Source organism: Ligilactobacillus pobuzihii E100301 = KCTC 13174 (assembly GCF_000349725.1).
Lineage (GTDB): Bacteria > Bacillota > Bacilli > Lactobacillales > Lactobacillaceae > Ligilactobacillus > Ligilactobacillus pobuzihii.
Genome location: NZ_KB714687.1, coordinates 1 through 18389 on the forward strand (window position 1 = coordinate 1; position 18389 = coordinate 18389).

An 18389-nucleotide genomic window follows, 5' to 3' on the forward strand; every position below is an offset into this window, starting at 1 on the left:
CGAATCGTCTAGTCGGCATATGCGGAAGTAGTTCAGTGGTAGAACATCACCTTGCCATGGTGGGGGTCGCGGGTTCGAATCCCGTCTTCCGCTTCGCTGGAAGATTCCAGTGTCCAATAATTTTAATAACTTATGCACCCATAGCGCAACTGGATAGAGTGTCTGACTACGAATCAGAAGGTTGTAGGTTCGACTCCTACTGGGTGCATTTTTTATCGGGAAGTAGCTCAGCTTGGTAGAGCACCTGGTTTGGGACCAGGGGGTCGCAGGTTCGAATCCTGTCTTCCCGATTGATAATGAAAGATGACTTGTCGGACAGTTTATTTAATTGTTCGGTAAAGTTGTCTTTTGTGTATCTATATATTTTTTGATCGGGAAGTAGCTCAGTTTGGTAGAGCGCCACGTTCGGGACGTGGAGGTCGCAGGTTCGAATCCTGTTTTCCCGATAGAAATCAAAAGACAGACGTATTAGTTTTTACGTTTGTCTTTTTTGTTGGCTAAAATTACCATAAGGAAATTGTGAAATAATGAAATTTTTTTCCAAGCTTTTTACTTGCATCTGCCTGTTGCAGATTGGATAATAAGCAACTCATAAAGGCCAAAGTATTTTTAGTCAATTTTCTATAATTAAGACCATTTAGCCAGGTCATGTGATCTGCCATGACATTAGTGTTGCCTAATTTGTGGTGATTTAAAACAAATATGGCAATATCTTTGCAATTTGACCATGTTTCCATATATAATAATAGTCAATATTAGTCAAAGTTGGATAATAAGGAATGTGGTTTAAATGCAAAATCGCAATATATCCGATATTATTGAAAAATACTTAAAAAGTATTTTAGCTGATTCGCAACAGATCGAAATCAAACGCTCTGAGATCGCCGAGCAATTTGACGTTGTTCCATCTCAAATCAACTATGTTATTAAAACAAGATTTACTATCCAAAATGGATATGTCGTTGAAAGTAAGCGCGGTGGCGGTGGGTATATTCGGATCGCTAAGGTCAATTTGATCGATGACACGGATGTCTTAGACCAGTTGATCGATCTTATCGGAGAAAGTATCACATCTGGTAAAGCTTTGCAGATCATACAAAGTCTTTATGAAGATAAATTATTAACGCAAAAAGAAGCAAATCTAGTTTTGGCGACGATGGATCGCACGACTTTAAATTTCGCTGATAAACGTTTAGAAAACGTGGTTCGCGCTCGGATTTTGGTCAGTGTTTTAAATCGTCTGAGATGTGCTGATTAGAATATGTTTTATGAGTAACATTCAAAAAGAGGTGGTAAACTTGCTAGACATGGTAACCTTTATCACCTAGAGTACCTATCATAGTAAGGAGGACCCGGAATGAATGAATCATATACTCCTAGTGCTAAAAGAGTTTTAGAACTTGCACAAGTTAACGCAAATGGGTTTAGGCATCAAGCAATTGGGACAGAACATTTATTGTTGGCACTTGTTTCAGAAGAACAAGGTATTGCACGTAAAGTTTTGGCACAATTTGTGATCACACCTACTGATATTAAAGAAGAAATTGAACGTCTAACTGGTTATGGCACTTTAAAAAGACAAGCACCAGATAATTATTTGCCATATTCACCTAAGGCTAAGAACATTTTGAATCGTGCCGCTGCCCAGGCAGAATTGTTAAATTCTGAAAAAATTGGGACAGAACACATCTTGTTGGCCTTGTTAGAAGATGATGATATTTTGTCATCACGGATCTTAGATAGTTTAGATATTGATATTAAACGGGTCAGACAAACCGTTTTCCGTCAGTTGGGCATTAGTCAAACACAGGTGCGCCGTAATGCGAAGAAGAAAGATAAGGTCGAGGGGACACCGACCTTGGACGGTTTAGCCCGCAATTTAAATGAAATGGCTGATAATGGTCAAATCGATCCGGTCGTTGGTCGCCAAAAAGAAGTTACGAGAGTTATACAGATCTTAAGTCGACGTACTAAAAATAATCCAGTTTTATTAGGTGAACCTGGTGTTGGTAAAACAGCTATTGCTGAAGGTTTCGCGCAAGAGATCATCAACGATAATGTGCCAGTCGAACTGGCTAACAAGCGTGTCATGATGCTTGATATGGGCTCACTAGTTGCTGGTACTAAGTATCGTGGTGAATTTGAAGATCGTTTAAAGAAGATCTTGGATGAAGTTTATCACGATGGAAATGTCATTTTATTCATTGATGAACTGCATACTCTGATCGGTGCTGGTGGTGCTGAGGGTGCGATCGATGCTTCAAATATTTTGAAGCCAGCTTTAGCCCGGGGTGAAGTTCAGGTGATCGGTGCAACGACTTTAGATGAATATCAAAAGTATGTTGAATCAGATGCTGCTTTAGAACGACGTTTTGCTACGATCATAGTAGAAGAGCCAACAGATGAACAAAGCTTGGCTATTCTGAAGGGCCTTAGACCTAAATATGAAAAGCACCATCAATTAAAAATCACGGATGAAGCACTCGATGCGGCAGTTAAAATGAGCAATCGCTATATTACGAATCGTTTCTTGCCCGATAAAGCGATCGATTTGATGGATGAGTCAGCTGCTCGAGTACACATCGCTTCTTCAGGCAGTCAACAAAAAGTCACTAAAGCTTCCCATAAATTAAAAGAAGCTAAGTCGGCCAAGGAACAGTCATTAGTAAATGAAGAGTTTGAAGATGCTGCTAAGTACCGCAAACAAGAATTGAAATGGAAAGATAAGCTGGCTAAGTTAGCTGACCAAGAAACGGTAGTGGACGGTAACTATACTAAACAAGTAGGCCAAGAAGATGTTGCCAACGTTGTTTCTGAGTGGACCGGAGTTCCAGTTACTCAATTGACTAAGAGCGAAAGCGAACGTTTAGTCAATTTGGAAGACATTTTGCATAAACGTGTGGTTGGACAAAACGAAGCGATCGCAGCAGTTGCCAAGGCTATTCGGCGTGCACGCAGTGGTTTAGGTGACCCAACCAGACCGATCGGTTCGTTCATGTTCCTAGGACCAACTGGTGTTGGTAAAACTGAGCTAGCTAAGGCTTTGGCTGAAGCCATGTTTGGTGATGAAGATAATATGGTCCGGATCGATATGAGTGAGTATATGGAAAAATACTCAACCAGTCGTTTGATCGGTGCTCCCCCGGGCTACGTAGGCTATGATGAAGGTGGTCAATTATCGGAGAAAGTTAGAAATAAACCTTATTCGGTAGTTTTGTTAGATGAAGTTGAAAAAGCTCATCCAGACGTCTTCAACATCTTATTACAGGTTTTGGATGATGGTTTCTTAACTGATTCCAAGGGGCGCAAAGTCGATTTCAGAAATACGATCATTATTATGACTTCAAACTTAGGCGCCACTGATGTCCGCGATAAAAAAGAAGTTGGTTTTGCGGCTAAGTCAAGTACTGATGATTATCAGGCAATGTCTGAGCAAATCAAGGGTCGCTTGAAACAAACGTTCCGACCAGAGTTCCTGAACCGGATCGATGAAGTTGTTATTTTCCATTCCTTAAACAAAGAACAACTGCATGAAATTGTGAAGTTAATGACACGCGAAGTGATCGACCGGATCAAAGAACAAGGTATCAAACTCAAGTTAACACCGGCTGCGATCGATGTGGTCGCTAAAGCTGGTTTTGACCCAGAGTATGGTGCACGTCCGATCAGAAGAGCGGTGCAAAGCGAGATCGAAGACCGTTTGAGTGGAGCCTTGCTTGAAGGTAAGATCACAGAGGGTGCAACAGTTACTATTGGAGCTCAAAAGGGTCAGATCAGTTTGAAGGTGAAAGAACAAGCCAAAAAAGCAGCTGTTACGCAAGGAAAATAAACATTTAGCAAAACCATTTTTTCTTCCGTAACAGTGGTTGTTTTTAAACTTTTGAGGCTTGACAATTACTCAATACTTGATATAATTAACAATTGCAAAAACTGTGAATTTAGCTGTTGACTGTGATATATTGTCCATGGTTGATAGAGAAATAGCAAAAATAGTGAAGTCCATTTTTAGTGACGATCTGTTTTTGCTTTTTTTTGCCTAAAATCGCAAAAATTTTTTGCAATAGTTGGATTTGTAAACAAAATGTAACATTAGTCTTTTCAGTTTAGTCAGATACTGAATTCACAGAAATATTTTGAGAGGTGAACAATTTGGCAGGACACTTGGTAAAATACGGCAAAAACCGTGTGCGTAGAAGTTATTCCCGCATTAAGGAAGTTCTTGATCTGCCTAACTTGGTCGAGATCCAAACTAATTCCTATCAGTGGTTCTTAGATGAAGGACTACGGGAAATGTTTGAAGATATTATGCCGATTGACGACTTTCAAGGCAAACTTTCCCTGGAATTTGTTGATTATCAACTTTTAGAACCTAAGTATACAGTTGATGAAGCACGTGAACATGATGCTAATTATTCTGCGCCATTACATGTCACATTACGTTTGATCAACCACGAAACAGATGAGATCAAGTCACAAGATGTCTTTTTCGGTGATTTTCCATTAATGACCAAAGAAGGTACATTTATTATTAACGGGGCAGAACGTGTAATTGTTTCCCAATTAGTTCGCTCTCCGGGTGTTTACTTTAACTCTGAGTTAGATAAAAACGGCCGCACGAACTATGGAACAACCGTGATCCCTAACCGTGGTGCATGGTTGGAATACGAAACAGACGCTAAAAACATTTCTTATGTTCGTATTGACAGGACACGTAAGATTCCAATGACTGAATTGATCCGTGCTTTAGGTTACGGCTCGGACAGTGAAATTTTAGATATGATGGGCGAAACAGATAGTTTAATGTTCACCTTGGAAAAAGATGTGCATAAAAATCCAGAAGATTCTCGTGTTGAAGAATCATTGAAGGATATTTATGAACGTCTCCGCCCAGGCGAGCCAAAGACTGCTGATTCTTCCAGAAGTTTGTTAACAGCTCGTTTCTTTGATCCAAAACGTTATGATCTTGCTCCAGTTGGTCGTTATAAGATCAATAAGAAGTTAGATTTGAGAACACGCTTGTTAAATACGGTTGCAGCTGAAACATTGGCTGATCCTGACACAGGAGAGATCTTAGTCAATAAAGATGAGGCTATCGACAAACGTGCGATGGATAAATTGTCTGATTACTTGCAACGTGACGACTTCAAGATGGTTACTTTCCAACCATCTGATGACGGTGTGGTTCAAGAACCGATGAAATTACAAATGATCAAAGTTTATTCGAAAAATGATCCAGAACGTGTCGTTAACATTATTGGTAATGGGAATGTTGATTTGAAATATAAGCACATTACACCTGCTGATATTATTGCTTCAATGAACTACTTCTTTAATTTGCAGGAAGGTTTCGGATCAACTGATGATATTGACCACTTGGGTAATCGTCGGATCCGTTCTGTGGGTGAATTGTTGCAAAATCAATTCCGAATCGGTTTATCTCGGATGGAACGTGTGGTACGTGAAAGAATGTCGATTCAAGACACATCTACAGTGACACCACAACAATTGATCAATATTCGTCCAGTTGTTGCATCTATCAAGGAATTCTTTGGTAGTTCACAATTGTCTCAGTTCATGGATCAGACCAATCCATTGGGTGAATTAACGCATAAGCGTCGTTTGTCTGCCTTAGGGCCTGGTGGTTTGACACGTGATCGTGCTGGTTATGAAGTTCGTGACGTTCACTATACTCATTATGGTCGTATGTGCCCGATCGAAACTCCAGAAGGTCCTAACATTGGTTTGATCAATAGTTTGGCTTCTTATGCACGTGTCAATAAGTATGGTTTTGTTGAAACACCATATCGTCGTGTTTCATGGGATACACATAAAGTTACCCAAAAGATCGATTACTTGGCAGCTGACGAAGAAGATCCATACGTAGTTGCTCAGGCTAACACGCCATTGAATGATGACGGCTCGTTTGTCAACGATATCGTTATGGCACGTAAAGAAGAAGAAAACATGGAAATCAGTATTGATAAAGTTGATTACATGGACGTTTCTCCTAAGCAAGTAGTTGCTGTTGCTACAGCATGTATTCCTTTCTTGGAAAACGATGATTCCAACCGTGCTTTAATGGGTGCTAACATGCAGCGTCAGGCTGTGCCGTTATTGAAGCCACACTCACCGTTAGTCGGAACTGGTATCGAATATAAGGCTGCACATGACTCAGGTGATGCTATGATCGCTGACCATGATGGGGTCGTTGAATATGTTGATTCCAAAGAGATCCGTGTTCGCTTAGAGGACGGTTCACTTGATAAATATAAATTAATGAAATTCCGTCGTTCTAATGGCGGTAAAAACTATAACCAAACACCGATCGTTCATGTAGGTGAAGAGGTTAAGGCTGATTCTGTCTTAGCCGATGGACCTTCTATGGAACAAGGCGAATTAGCCTTGGGTCAAAATCCATTGATTGCCTTTATGACTTGGGATGGTTATAACTTTGAAGATGCGATCGCAATTAGTGAACGTCTAGTCAAGGATGATATCTACACTTCGATCCATATCGAAGAACATGAGTCTGAAGCACGTGACACTAAACTGGGGCCTGAAGAGATCACTCGTGAGATCCCAAATGTGGGTGACGATGCTTTGAAAGACCTTGATGAATTCGGTATCGTTCGGATCGGTGCAGAAGTTCATGACGGCGATATCTTGGTCGGTAAGGTTACGCCAAAAGGTATGACTGAATTATCGGCTGAAGAGCGTTTATTGCACGCTATCTTTGGTGAAAAATCCCGTGAAGTTCGTGACACTTCCTTACATGTACCTCATGGTGGCGGCGGTATTGTTGAAGACGTTAAAATCTTTACCCGTAAAAACGGTGACGAACTTTCACCAGGTGTTAACCAAATGGTCCGTGTTTATATTGCACAGAAACGTAAGTTGCAAGTTGGTGACAAGATGGCCGGACGCCATGGTAATAAAGGTACTGTTTCAGTTGTTATCCCTGAAGAAGATATGCCGTTTATGCCTGATGGTACACCAATCGATATTATGTTATCACCAATGGGTGTTCCTTCCCGTATGAATATCGGACAGGTATTAGACTTGCACTTAGGTATGGCTGCTCGAAAATTAGGTATTCACGTTGCTTCACCTGTCTTTGATGGTGCAACTGACGATGATATCTGGGCTGCTTTAAAAGAAGCTGGATTACCGAGTGACGGTAAGAGTGTTATGTATGATGGTCGGACTGGGGAACCATTCGACAATCGGATCGCCGTTGGTGTTATGTATTACATGAAGTTAGCTCATATGGTCGATGATAAGATCCATGCTCGTTCAATTGGGCCATACTCATTAGTTACACAACAACCATTGGGTGGTAAAGCACAGTTTGGTGGACAGCGTTTTGGTGAAATGGAAGTTTGGGCTCTAGAAGCTTACGGTGCTGCTTATACACTGCAAGAGATCTTGACCTACAAATCTGATGACGTGACTGGCCGTGTTCGGACTTATGAAGCCATTGTCAAAGGAGAACCGATCCCTCAACCAGGTGTGCCGGAATCATTCCGTGTGCTTGTTAAGGAATTGCAAGCTCTTGGCCTAGACATGAAGGTGCTTGATAGTGACAAACAAGAAATTGAACTACGTGAAATGGACGATGAAGATGATGAAGTCGTCAACGTAGATGCTTTGAGTAAGTATACTAAAGAGCAGGCTGATAAAAAGGCTGAAGAAGCACAAGCTAATGCAGAGTCAGAGACTGAATCAAAATCTTAAAAACAATAAAATCAACATTAAAAAAGGGAGGTCGGTCCTTTGATCGATGTCAACAAATTCGATAGTATGCAGATCGGTTTGGCTTCGTCTGATAAGATCAGAAGCTGGTCATACGGTGAAGTCAAGAAACCCGAAACTATCAACTATCGGACTCTGAAACCTGAAAAAGACGGTTTGTTTGATGAACGTATTTTTGGACCCACAAAAGACTGGGAATGTGCTTGTGGGAAATATAAACGGATCCGGTATAAAGGAATAGTTTGTGACCGTTGCGGTGTCGAAGTTACTCGTTCTAAGGTGCGGCGTGAGCGTATGGGACATATTGAACTTGCTGCCCCTGTAACTCACATTTGGTACTTTAAGGGTATTCCAAGTCGAATGGGCCTTGTTTTAGACATGAGTCCTCGTGCTTTGGAAGAGATCATTTACTTCGCTTCATACGTTGTAACTGAACCTGGCGATACTCCACTTGAGAAAAAGCAGTTAATGACTGAACGTGAGTATCGTGACAAACGTGAAGAATATGGCAATGGCTTTAAGGCTGATATGGGTGCCGAAGCAATTCGGACTCTGTTAAAAGATGTTGACCTTGATAAAGAATGTGCTGATCTAAAAGAAGAATTACACCAAGCTACTGGACAAAAACGGACACGTGCTGTTCGGCGTTTGGACATTTTGGAAGCTTTCTTGAATTCTGGTAACGAACCAGACTGGATGGTCATGGATGCAATCCCGGTCATCCCGCCGGACCTACGTCCAATGGTCCAACTTGAGGGTGGGCGTTTTGCTACTTCTGACCTGAACGACTTATATCGTCGTGTGATCAACCGGAATAACCGCTTGAAACGCTTATTAGATTTAAATGCTCCTGGCATTATTGTTCAAAACGAAAAACGGATGCTCCAAGAAGCTGTAGATGCATTGATCGATAATGGTCGTCGTGGTCGTCCGGTTGCTGGCCCAGGTAACCGTCCATTAAAGTCACTTTCACACATGTTGAAAGGTAAGCAAGGGCGTTTCCGTCAAAACCTATTAGGTAAGCGTGTTGACTATTCTGGTCGTTCAGTTATCGATGTCGGGCCTAAGCTACGTTTGAATCAAATGGGGATTCCGCATGAAATGGCATTGGAATTGTTCAAACCATTTATGATGAAAGAATTAGTTAAGCGTGAAATGGCGTCAAATATCAAGAATGCTAAGCGTAAGATCGAACGTCGTGATGAAGACATTTGGGATGTTTTAGAAGATGTTATCAAAGAACATCCAGTTTTGTTAAACCGGGCACCTACACTGCATCGGTTGGGTATTCAGGCGTTTGAACCAGTTTTGGTCGACGGTAAGGCGATGCGTTTACACCCATTAGCTTGTGAAGCTTATAATGCCGATTTTGACGGTGACCAGATGGCCATCCACGTTCCATTGTCTGATGAGGCTCAGGCTGAAGCTCGTTTGTTAATGTTAGCTGCACACCATATCTTGGCACCAAAAGATGGTAAGCCAATCATCTCATCATCACAGGATATGACGATCGGTAACTACTACATCACGATCGAAGATTCGAATCGTGAGGGTGAAGGTATGATATTTAAGGATGTAAACGAAGTCCGGACTGCATATCAGAACAACTACGTTCATTTGCATACACGGATCGGTTTGCAGGCATCCTCATTAGCACAAAAGGGTACGCCTTTCACTGATTGGCAAAAAGAACGGATCTTAGTTACTAGTGTTGGTAAGGCCTTCTTTAACGAGATCTTGCCGGCTGATTTCAACTATTTGAATGAACCAACTGAAGATAACTTGATCGATCAAACACCTGACAAATACTTCTTGGAACCAGGTCAGGATATCCATGAATATTTGGAAAATGCTGAATTGGTCAATCCGTTCAAGTCTGGTTTCTTATCAGACATCATTGCCCAAGTCTATCAAGACTATAAGGTGACAGAAACATCAGAATTACTTGACCGTATGAAAGACTTAGGTTATGCAGAATCAACTAAGTCTGGTTTAACAGTTGGGGTTTCTGACGTGACCGACTTAAAAGAAAAGCCTGAGATCATTGAACAAGCTCATAAAGATGTAGCAACTGTTGGTAAACAGTTCCGTCGTGGCTTGATCACTGACGATGAACGTTATAACCGTGTTATTTCAATTTGGAACAAGGCTAAAGATGATATTCAAGATAAGCTGATCGCTAATATCGATCCATCTAACCCAATTCAAATGATGAGTGATTCGGGTGCGCGTGGTAACATTTCTAACTTTACTCAGTTAGCCGGAATGCGTGGCTTGATGGCTTCTCCATCTGGTAAAACAATGGAATTGCCAGTTATTTCTAACTTCCGTGAAGGATTATCTGTCTTGGAAATGTTTATTTCTTCCCACGGTGCCCGTAAAGGTATGACTGATACGGCTTTGAAGACCGCTAACTCAGGTTACTTGACACGTCGTTTAGTTGATGTTGCACAAGATGTTATTATTCGTGAAGATGATTGTGGGACGGACCGTGGTTTGGACGTTACAGCTATCCGCGAAGGTAACGAAATGATCGAACCATTGTATGATCGAATCTTAGGTCGTTTCACAATGAAGAGTGTTTATGATCCAGAAAGTGGTGAAGTGATCGTTCCAAGAGATACCTTTATCACTGAAGAACTTGCTCAAAAAGTTGTGGATGCTGGTATTGAAATGGTTACGATCAGAACAGCCTTCACATGTAATACACGTCATGGTGTTTGCCGTAAGTGTTATGGTCGTAACTTGGCTACAGGTGATCCAGTTGAAGTTGGTGAAGCTGTTGGTACAGTTGCTGCTCAATCGATCGGTGAACCAGGTACTCAGTTAACAATGCGTACTTTCCATACCGGTGGTGTTGCCGGTGGTGATATTACTCAAGGACTTCCTCGTGTTCAAGAATTATTTGAAGCGCGTAACCCTAAAGGTCGTGCTGTGATCACTGAAGTAACTGGTGTGATCGATTCGATCGAAGAAAATCCAGCGGACCGTACTAAAGAAGTTACTGTTAAAGGTGAAACAGATACACGGACATATAGTTTACCATTTACCGCTGTTTTGCGCGTCGCTGAAGGCGATCAGATCCACCGTGGTGACCCGTTAACAGTTGGTTCGATCGATCCTAAGGAATTGATCAAAGTTCGTGATGTTTTATCAACTGAAAACTATATTTTATCTGAAGTTCAAAAGGTTTATCGTATGCAAGGTGTTGATATCTCTGATAAACACATCGAAGTTATGACACGTCAGATGTTACAAAAGGTTCGTGTCATGGATCCAGGAGACACTGACTTGTTGCCAGGTAACTTGATGGATATCAAGGACTTCTCTGCACAAAATCTAAAGACATTGGTCAATGGTGGCATTCCTGCTACTTCACGTCCCGTTTTACTTGGAATCACGAAGGCTGCCTTAGAAACAAACAGTTTCTTGTCAGCGGCTTCCTTCCAGGAAACAACACGTGTCTTGACAGATGCTGCTATTCGCGGTAAGAATGATCCATTGGTAGGGTTGAAAGAAAATGTTATCATTGGTAAGATCATTCCGGCTGGTACAGGTATGTCTAGGTACCGTAATATTGAACCTGAGGAAAAGAGTAGCGTATCCGACAGTGTTTATTCGATTTCAGATGTTGCTAAAAAGTTAAACATTGAAGAGAGTAATGAACTTCCTTCGGATAAACAATAAAGTAACTTTAGTTGTTAATAAAGACAACTGATAAGATAAAAAAGGCTCTAACCAAAAATTTGTTGGTTAGGGTCTTTTTTTTGCTCAATAAATTTGGAAAAAAACTAAAATAATAAAACTGCTACTTAAGGATGGCAGAAAAGCATGGCGGGTTTGGGGTGCATCATGGAGGTGAGTGGCTAAAAAGATAGTTGAAGCTAATAATAGTAACCAACAACCAAAATGAAAACCATAGACTAGCATTATCACTAAAACACAAATTGTGTCAGCTGGACCTAGCTGTCCATGATATTCAAAAAGCAAACAGACACCAAAAAAAAGCAGTAAGGCTAACCAACTAGTCTTGATCGTCCACCATACCTGCGGACTTGCCCACAATGTAAATAAAAGTGCACCACAATATAGACAAAAACTAGACACTTCCATGCCACGTTGGTCTTCAAGGCTTAATACTAATAGCCAAATCAACAACCCAGCGATCAAAGTAAAAGAAAACAAATTAGCACTATGGAAAAAAAGCCAAATGAAAATAAAACCATATAAACTTTCGAGCGCAGTGCTTAAAATAGGGATCGGTCGATCACAAAAGTGACATTTTCCTTTTTGAATTGCCCAGCCTAAAATTGGTAGTAACTGCCACCATGTTAAAGAGTGGTAACAATTATCACAAAAAGAGCGAGGAACAAAGGCAGAAATATTTTTGCAAAAGCGGAAGGCACAACAGGTCGCACATGAAGCTAGGGTTGCACCCAGAGTAAAAATTAGGATTAAAAGCAAATTGATCACCTCATTAAAATATACGCAAAAAAGCGCGAAATTTGTTTGACAAGTGACCAAAAAGGGTGGTAACCTAATAAAGGTGCTTTATGTGAACAGTTCTCTTGGATCATCCAAGACCGTGCTGGCTGTGAACAAGTTAGCACATGTAGACACTACGTCTTAGCGACGTTTATTTTTATAATTAAAAATGAAACTCCTGGATGTGTGGACTTAAAAATTATCGAAAATAAGGAAGGAGGAAGTTTTAGATGCCAACAATTAACCAGTTAATTCGTAAAGGTCGTAAATCTAATTCTTCAATGTCTGATTCCCCAGCTTTAAATTATGGGTATAACAGTTATAGAAAAGTAACTACAAAAAATGCTGCTCCACAAAAACGTGGTGTTGCAACTCGTGTCGGTACAATGACACCAAAGAAGCCTAACTCAGCTTTGCGTAAGTATGCGCGTGTTCGTTTGTCCAACTTGATTGAAGTTACAGCTTACATTCCTGGTATTGGTCATAACCTACAGGAACATAGTGTTGTTTTAGTTCGTGGTGGTCGTGTTAAGGACTTGCCTGGTGTTCGTTACCACGTTGTTCGTGGTGCATTGGATACAGCCGGTGTTGAAGGCCGTATGCAGGGACGTTCTAAGTACGGTGCAAAGAGACCTAAGAAATAAGCTGGCCGTTTAGTCAGAGCTTAATAAAACAACAAACATATTTTTTTAGAATTTGAGGAGGTTATACGATGCCAAGAAAAGGTGCCGTTGCAAAACTTGAAGTACTCCCAGATCCAATTTATAACTCTAAATTGGTATCCCGTTTGATCAACCGTTTGATGGTCGATGGTAAACGTGGGACTGCTTCAAGAATTTTATATGATGCATTCGATATGATTAAATCTGAAACAGGAAATGAACCACTTGATGTTTTTGAAGAAGCAATGAAAAACATCATGCCAGTTCTGGAAGTTAAAGCTCGCCGTGTCGGTGGTTCTAACTATCAGGTGCCGATCGAAGTTCGTCCTGAAAGAAGATCAACACTTGGTTTGCGTTGGCTTGTAAATTACTCACGTCTTCGTGGTGAACATTCAATGTCAGAGCGCTTAGCCCGTGAAATTATGGATGCAGCTAACAATACTGGTGCATCTGTTAGAAAACGTGAAGATACACATAAGATGGCAGATGCTAACCGTGCATTTGCACATTATCGCTGGTAATTTTTTGGAAATGGCTGTTATATGATTTCAAGAAATCCTATAATGGCCGTTTTTTAGATTGTATATTAATGTAAGACACTCGCCAGGTGTCATGTCAAAACTTACTTAAACAAGATTTGGCAAGCTAATGATTTTTGGAAGGAGATAAATTCTCAATGGCTAACAAACGTGAATTTCCATTGGAAAAAACCCGTAATATCGGGATCGTTGCCCATATTGATGCTGGTAAAACGACTACGACTGAACGTATTCTTTATTATACTGGTCGTATTCATAAAATCGGTGAAACTCATGATGGCGCATCACAAATGGACTGGATGGACCAAGAACAAGAACGTGGTATTACTATTACATCAGCTGCTACAACTGCTGAATGGAAAGACCACCGTATCAATATTATCGATACCCCAGGACACGTTGATTTCACAGTTGAAGTAGAACGTTCCTTGCGTGTTCTTGATGGTGCTGTAGTTGTTTTGGATGCTCAGTCAGGTGTTGAGCCACAGACCGAAAATGTTTGGCGTCAAGCTACAACATATAATGTTCCACGTATCGTATTCGTCAACAAGATGGACAAACTTGGTGCTGACTTTAATTATTCAGTATCAACGATCCATGACCGTCTTCAAGCAAACGCCGTTGCTGTTCAGATGCCCATTGGTGCTGAAGACGATTTTGAAGGTGTTATCGACTTGATCGATATGAAGGCCGACTTATACGACGAAGACGAACTTGGTTCCCAATGGGATACAGTTGATATTCCTGAAAAATACAAAGAAGAAGCACAAAAACATCGTGACGAAATGCTTGAACAATTAGCAGATCTTGATGACGATATTATGGAAAAATATCTTGAAGGTGAAGATATTCCTTCTGACGAAATCAAGAAAGCTATCCGTAAAGCTACGTTGAACTTGGACATTTACCCAGTATTTGCTGGTTCCGCCTTCAAGAACAAGGGTGTTCAGATGATGCTTGATGGTGTTAATGACTTTTTGCCATCACCAATTGATGTTCGTCCATACAAGGCAACTGATCCTGACACAGGTGATGAAGTTGAATTGCATGCTAACGATGATGCTCCATTTGCTGGTTTGGCATTTAAGATCGCTACTGACCCATATGTTGGTCGTCTAACGTTCTTCCGTGTTTACACTGGTACTTTGGAAGCTGGTTCATATGTTTTGAATGCTACTAAAGACAAGCGTGAACGTGTTGGTCGTTTGTTGCAAATGCATTCTAACCACCGTAAAGAGATCCCAGAAGTATTTTCTGGTGATATTGGTGCTGCGATTGGTTTGAAGAATACTACAACAGGTGATTCTTTGACATCAACTGATCGTCCATTGATCCTTGAATCTATGGATTTCCCAGAACCAGTTATTCAGGTTTCTATCGAACCTAATACAAAGGCCGACCAAGATAAGATGGATGTTGCTTTGCAAAAACTTGCTGAAGAAGATCCAACATTCAAGACTGAAACTAACCAAGAAACTGGTGAGACGTTGATTGCCGGTATGGGTGAACTTCACTTGGATATCATCGTTGACCGTATGAAACGTGAATTCCACGTGGAAGCTAAAGTCGGTGAACCACAAGTTGCTTATCGTGAAACATTTACTAAACAAGTATCTGCTCAAGGTAAGTTTATCCGTCAGTCTGGTGGTAAAGGTCAATATGGTGATGTTGTGATTGAATTTACACCTACTGAAGAAGGCGAAGGATTCTCATTTGAAAATGCTATCGTCGGTGGTGTTGTTCCTCGTGAATACATTCCTGCTGTAGAACAAGGCTTGAAAGAATCAATGGAAAACGGTATTCTTGCCGGCTATCCTTTGATCGACGTTAAAGCTAAGTTATACGATGGTAGTTATCATGATGTCGATTCTAGTGAAGCTGCCTTTAAGGTTGCTGCTTCGATTGCATTACGTAATGCTGCTAAGGGCGGCGGAGCTGTTATCCTTGAACCAGTTATGAAGGTTGATATTGTTGCCCCAGAAGATAATTTGGGGGATGTTATGGGCCATGTTACTGCTCGTCGTGGACGTGTTGATGGTATGGAAGCTCGCGGTAACGCTGAGTTGGTACATTCATTCGTTCCATTGTCAGAAATGTTTGGCTACGCTACAACCTTGCGTTCGTCTACACAGGGTCGTGGTACATTCACAATGACATTTGACCACTACGAACCAGTACCTAAGTCAATTCAAGCTGACATTATTAAGAAGAACGGTGGAAATCCAGACGCTGAATAATGTTTAAAAATAAAGGGATTGTTCGAGTTTTTATACTCGGACGATCCTTTTTTTTAGAAAAATAATATTTAAAGTTAAATAAAGGCCGTAGTATATCTAATCAAGTGTAGTGACACTTAAAGAATTTTTGAAATATTTCATTCCACTTGTGGTCATCTAGCTTAAAGCTACACTATCAATGTAGACATTGACATGAAAGTGTAGACCATGGACGCTGATCGCAGTCTATATAACATAGAAGTTAATGTAAATGTTAGTTAATTAGATAGCTTTGATGTCGCAAATAAAAAAACAGTTATTTATGTTTGAGAACTATAATAACGTTCCTTGCTATATCTGTGGATGATTTCTTTAGCTTGATGTGCTTGATACAAGGTTGTTGCTTTGACATATTTAAATTGAAAATTAGTTGCAACAGGGATTAGGTATCTAAGTAGTATTGATTGTTGTTTTCATAATATTGTGTTATGCTCGACAAGGCTAATTCACAGATGGATATGGTTGTTTAGGATTTCTGACCTAAAGTTGGTTAATTGATCGACCATCCATTTCTTGTTTTGAGAAAAAAGCATCTTTTTTCAAAAAAATTTCAGAAAATCCTTGATAACTCAACTTATTTGTACTACTATAGTTAAGTACCTGCTTGAGCGGGTATATCGTTTGGTATGCCACCAAACAAATATTTCGAGCTTTGATGTGAAAGGTTGCGACACACCCGGATGCTTTGCCACGGGGGCGGCGGTAATTTTCATGGAGCTAGTCTTATTTTTAAAATGGACGAAGGAGGGAACAAAATGGCAAAACAAAAAATTCGTATTCGCCTTAAAGCGTACGAACACCGTATTTTAGATCAATCTGCGGACAAGATCGTTGAAACAGCAAAGAGAACGGGTGCCGAAATTTCAGGACCGATCCCATTGCCAACAGAACGTACATTGTACACAGTTCTATCATCACCACATAAGCATAAAGATGCTCGTGAACAATTCGAAATGCGGACACATAAACGTTTGATCGACATTGTCAACCCAACACCAAAGACAGTTGATTCATTAATGAAACTCGACTTGCCTTCTGGCGTTGACATCGAAATCAAACTTTAGTCAATTTTTATTATAAATCAATTTTATTGGAGGTGTACTCATGACCACAAAAGGAATCTTAGGAAAAAAAGTAGGTATGACTCAAGTTTTCACAGAGAACGGTGAATTAGTTCCTGTTACTGTTGTGAAAGTTGATTCCAATATCGTAATGCAGATCAAGACCGTTGAAAACGATGGTTATAAGGCAGTTCAATTGGGCTACGACGATATGCGTGCGATCAAGGCAAATAAACCTGCTAAAGGTCATGCAGCAAAAGCAAATACTGCTCCTAAGCGCTTCGTTCGTGAAATCCGCGATGTTGAGCTGGGAGATTACAAAGTCGGTGACGAAATTCACGCAGACGTCTTCGCAGCAGGAGACAGCGTGGATGTAACCGGAACAACAAAAGGCAAAGGTTTCCAAGGTAACATCAAGCGTTGGAACCAAGCACGTGGTCCGATGGCACACGGTTCTCGTTATCATCGTCGCCCAGGTTCAATGGGTGCTATTATCAACCGCGTATTCCCTGGCAAGGTACTTCCAGGACGTATGGGTGGTAAGAAGGTAACGATTCAAAACTTGCAAATCGTTAAAGCTGATACAGATAATGGTGTACTTTTCGTTAAAGGTAACATTCCTGGCGCAAACAAGTCATTTGTTACTGTTAAAAGTGCAGTGAAATAAATTAAGGGAAGGGAGGAAATACAAACATGCCTACAGTTGCATTATTTAAACAAGATGGTAGCAAAAATGGTGAAGTTGAATTGAACGACACAATTTTTGGTATCGAACCAAACGATAACGTTGTTCGTGACGTTGTTTTGATGCAAAGAGCATCACTTCGTCAAGGAACACATGCTGTTAAAAATAGGACTGCCGTTCGCGGTGGTGGTAAGAAACCATGGCGTCAAAAGGGTACTGGCCGTGCTCGTGCTGGTTCCACACGTTCACCTATTTGGGTCGGCGGTGGTACGATCTTCGGACCAACACCACGTTCATACGCCTACAAACTTCCACGCAAAGTTGGCCGTTTGGCACTTAAGTCTGTACTTTCAGAAAAAGTTAATGATGAAAGTTTAGTTGTAGTTGATTCATTCGAATTCGAACAACCAAAAACTAAGGACTTTGCAGCATCACTTGAGAGTTTAAATGTAAACTCTCAAGTTTTAGTAGTTCTTGAAGATGACGACGTAAATGCTGCTCGTTCAGCTCGTAACCTCAAAAACGTTACTGTTCTTCCTGCAAAAGGTTTGAATGTATTAAACGTTGTTGATAGTGACAAAGTTGTCATCACAAAAGGAGCTCTTTCTCAAGTAGAGGAGGGTCTAGCATAATGGAAGCACGCGAAGTAATTTTACGTCCAGTGATCACTGAAGCTTCAATGGCCGACTTGGACGACAAGCGCTATACATTTGATGTTAATACTCAAGCAACTAAGTTTCAGATCAAAGATGCTGTTGAAGAAATCTTTGATGTTAAAGTTGCTAATGTTAATGTCATGAACTTAAAAGGTAAAAAGAAACGTATGGGTCGCTACGAAGGCTACACAAAGAAGCGTCGTAAGGCAATCGTTACTTTAACACCTGAATCAAAAGAAATTAAAATTTTTGAAGAAGAATAAATAAATTAGG

12 protein-coding genes and 4 tRNA genes are annotated in these 18389 nt (G+C 40.6%); 15 read left to right on the forward strand and 1 reads right to left on the reverse strand.

The window, feature by feature from the left end:
• The first annotated feature begins 21 nt into the window (after window positions 1–21).
• The 8 genes from LACPOB_RS0102225 to rpoC all read left to right on the forward strand — a co-directional run bounded on the left by LACPOB_RS0102225 (window position 22) and on the right by rpoC (window position 11439).
• A tRNA-Gly gene (locus LACPOB_RS0102225) sits at window positions 22–93 on the forward strand.
• A gap of 41 nt (window positions 94–134) precedes the next feature.
• Window positions 135–208: transfer RNA gene (locus LACPOB_RS0102230), tRNA-Arg, on the forward strand.
• An 8-nt stretch (window positions 209–216) separates the two neighbouring features.
• A tRNA-Pro gene (locus LACPOB_RS0102235) sits at window positions 217–290 on the forward strand.
• An 82-nt stretch (window positions 291–372) separates the two neighbouring features.
• A tRNA-Pro gene (locus LACPOB_RS0102240) sits at window positions 373–446 on the forward strand.
• Window positions 447–790: 344 nt separating this feature from the next.
• Window positions 791–1258, forward strand: a complete 468-nt coding sequence (locus LACPOB_RS0102245) for a CtsR family transcriptional regulator (RefSeq protein WP_017867209.1) — start codon at window positions 791–793, stop codon at window positions 1256–1258.
• Between the two features lie 99 nt (window positions 1259–1357).
• A complete protein-coding gene (locus tag LACPOB_RS0102250) occupies window positions 1358–3829 on the forward strand; it encodes an ATP-dependent Clp protease ATP-binding subunit (RefSeq protein ID WP_017867210.1) in 2472 nt (823 codons plus the stop codon).
• A gap of 311 nt (window positions 3830–4140) precedes the next feature.
• Window positions 4141–7734, forward strand: coding sequence for a DNA-directed RNA polymerase subunit beta (gene rpoB / locus LACPOB_RS0102255; protein WP_146983676.1), 3594 nt, complete (start codon window positions 4141–4143; stop codon window positions 7732–7734).
• 39 nt (window positions 7735–7773) lie between these two features.
• Window positions 7774–11439: a DNA-directed RNA polymerase subunit beta' gene (gene rpoC / locus LACPOB_RS0102260; RefSeq protein ID WP_017867212.1), complete on the forward strand. Its 3666-nt coding sequence runs from the start codon at window positions 7774–7776 to the stop codon at window positions 11437–11439.
• Between the two features lie 84 nt (window positions 11440–11523).
• Here rpoC and LACPOB_RS0102265 read toward each other — a convergent pair whose 3' ends face one another.
• Complete coding sequence (locus LACPOB_RS0102265) at window positions 11524–12225, reverse strand: prepilin peptidase (RefSeq protein WP_258420982.1); 702 nt, start codon at window positions 12223–12225, stop codon at window positions 11524–11526.
• A gap of 242 nt (window positions 12226–12467) precedes the next feature.
• On the opposite strand from LACPOB_RS0102265, the gene rpsL reads away from it, so the two are divergent.
• From rpsL to rplW, 7 genes are all read left to right on the forward strand, one after another.
• Window positions 12468–12881, forward strand: a complete 414-nt coding sequence (gene rpsL, locus LACPOB_RS0102270) for a 30S ribosomal protein S12 (protein WP_017867214.1) — start codon at window positions 12468–12470, stop codon at window positions 12879–12881.
• 68 nt (window positions 12882–12949) lie between these two features.
• On the forward strand, window positions 12950–13420 hold the full coding sequence (gene rpsG, locus LACPOB_RS0102275; protein WP_017867215.1) for a 30S ribosomal protein S7: 471 nt from the start codon (window positions 12950–12952) through the stop codon (window positions 13418–13420).
• Window positions 13421–13575: 155 nt separating this feature from the next.
• Window positions 13576–15675, forward strand: coding sequence for an elongation factor G (gene fusA / locus LACPOB_RS0102280; RefSeq protein WP_017867216.1), 2100 nt, complete (start codon window positions 13576–13578; stop codon window positions 15673–15675).
• A gap of 794 nt (window positions 15676–16469) precedes the next feature.
• Entirely contained in the window at window positions 16470–16778 is a 309-nt protein-coding gene (gene rpsJ, locus LACPOB_RS0102285; RefSeq protein WP_010496695.1) for a 30S ribosomal protein S10, read from the forward strand.
• Between the two features lie 40 nt (window positions 16779–16818).
• Window positions 16819–17442, forward strand: coding sequence for a 50S ribosomal protein L3 (rplC, locus tag LACPOB_RS0102290; protein WP_017867217.1), 624 nt, complete (start codon window positions 16819–16821; stop codon window positions 17440–17442).
• 26 nt (window positions 17443–17468) lie between these two features.
• A complete protein-coding gene (gene rplD / locus LACPOB_RS0102295; protein WP_017867218.1) occupies window positions 17469–18092 on the forward strand; it encodes a 50S ribosomal protein L4 in 624 nt (207 codons plus the stop codon).
• Entirely contained in the window at window positions 18092–18379 is a 288-nt protein-coding gene (gene rplW, locus LACPOB_RS0102300; RefSeq protein ID WP_017867219.1) for a 50S ribosomal protein L23, read from the forward strand. The genes rplD and rplW overlap by 1 nt, the downstream gene beginning before the upstream one ends.
• Window positions 18380–18389: the final 10 nt, after the last annotated feature.

Coding starts and splice junctions, on each gene's coding strand:
- rpsJ (WP_010496695.1), top strand. CDS start 16,470: ATGGCAAAACAAAAAATTCGTATTCGCCTTAAAGCGTACGAACACCGT.
- rpsL (WP_017867214.1), top strand. CDS start 12,468: ATGCCAACAATTAACCAGTTAATTCGTAAAGGTCGTAAATCTAATTCT.
- LACPOB_RS0102250 (WP_017867210.1), top strand. CDS start 1,358: ATGAATGAATCATATACTCCTAGTGCTAAAAGAGTTTTAGAACTTGCA.
- rplW (WP_017867219.1), top strand. CDS start 18,092: ATGGAAGCACGCGAAGTAATTTTACGTCCAGTGATCACTGAAGCTTCA.
- rplD (WP_017867218.1), top strand. CDS start 17,469: ATGCCTACAGTTGCATTATTTAAACAAGATGGTAGCAAAAATGGTGAA.
- fusA (WP_017867216.1), top strand. CDS start 13,576: ATGGCTAACAAACGTGAATTTCCATTGGAAAAAACCCGTAATATCGGG.
- LACPOB_RS0102245 (WP_017867209.1), top strand. CDS start 791: ATGCAAAATCGCAATATATCCGATATTATTGAAAAATACTTAAAAAGT.
- rplC (WP_017867217.1), top strand. CDS start 16,819: ATGACCACAAAAGGAATCTTAGGAAAAAAAGTAGGTATGACTCAAGTT.
- rpsG (WP_017867215.1), top strand. CDS start 12,950: ATGCCAAGAAAAGGTGCCGTTGCAAAACTTGAAGTACTCCCAGATCCA.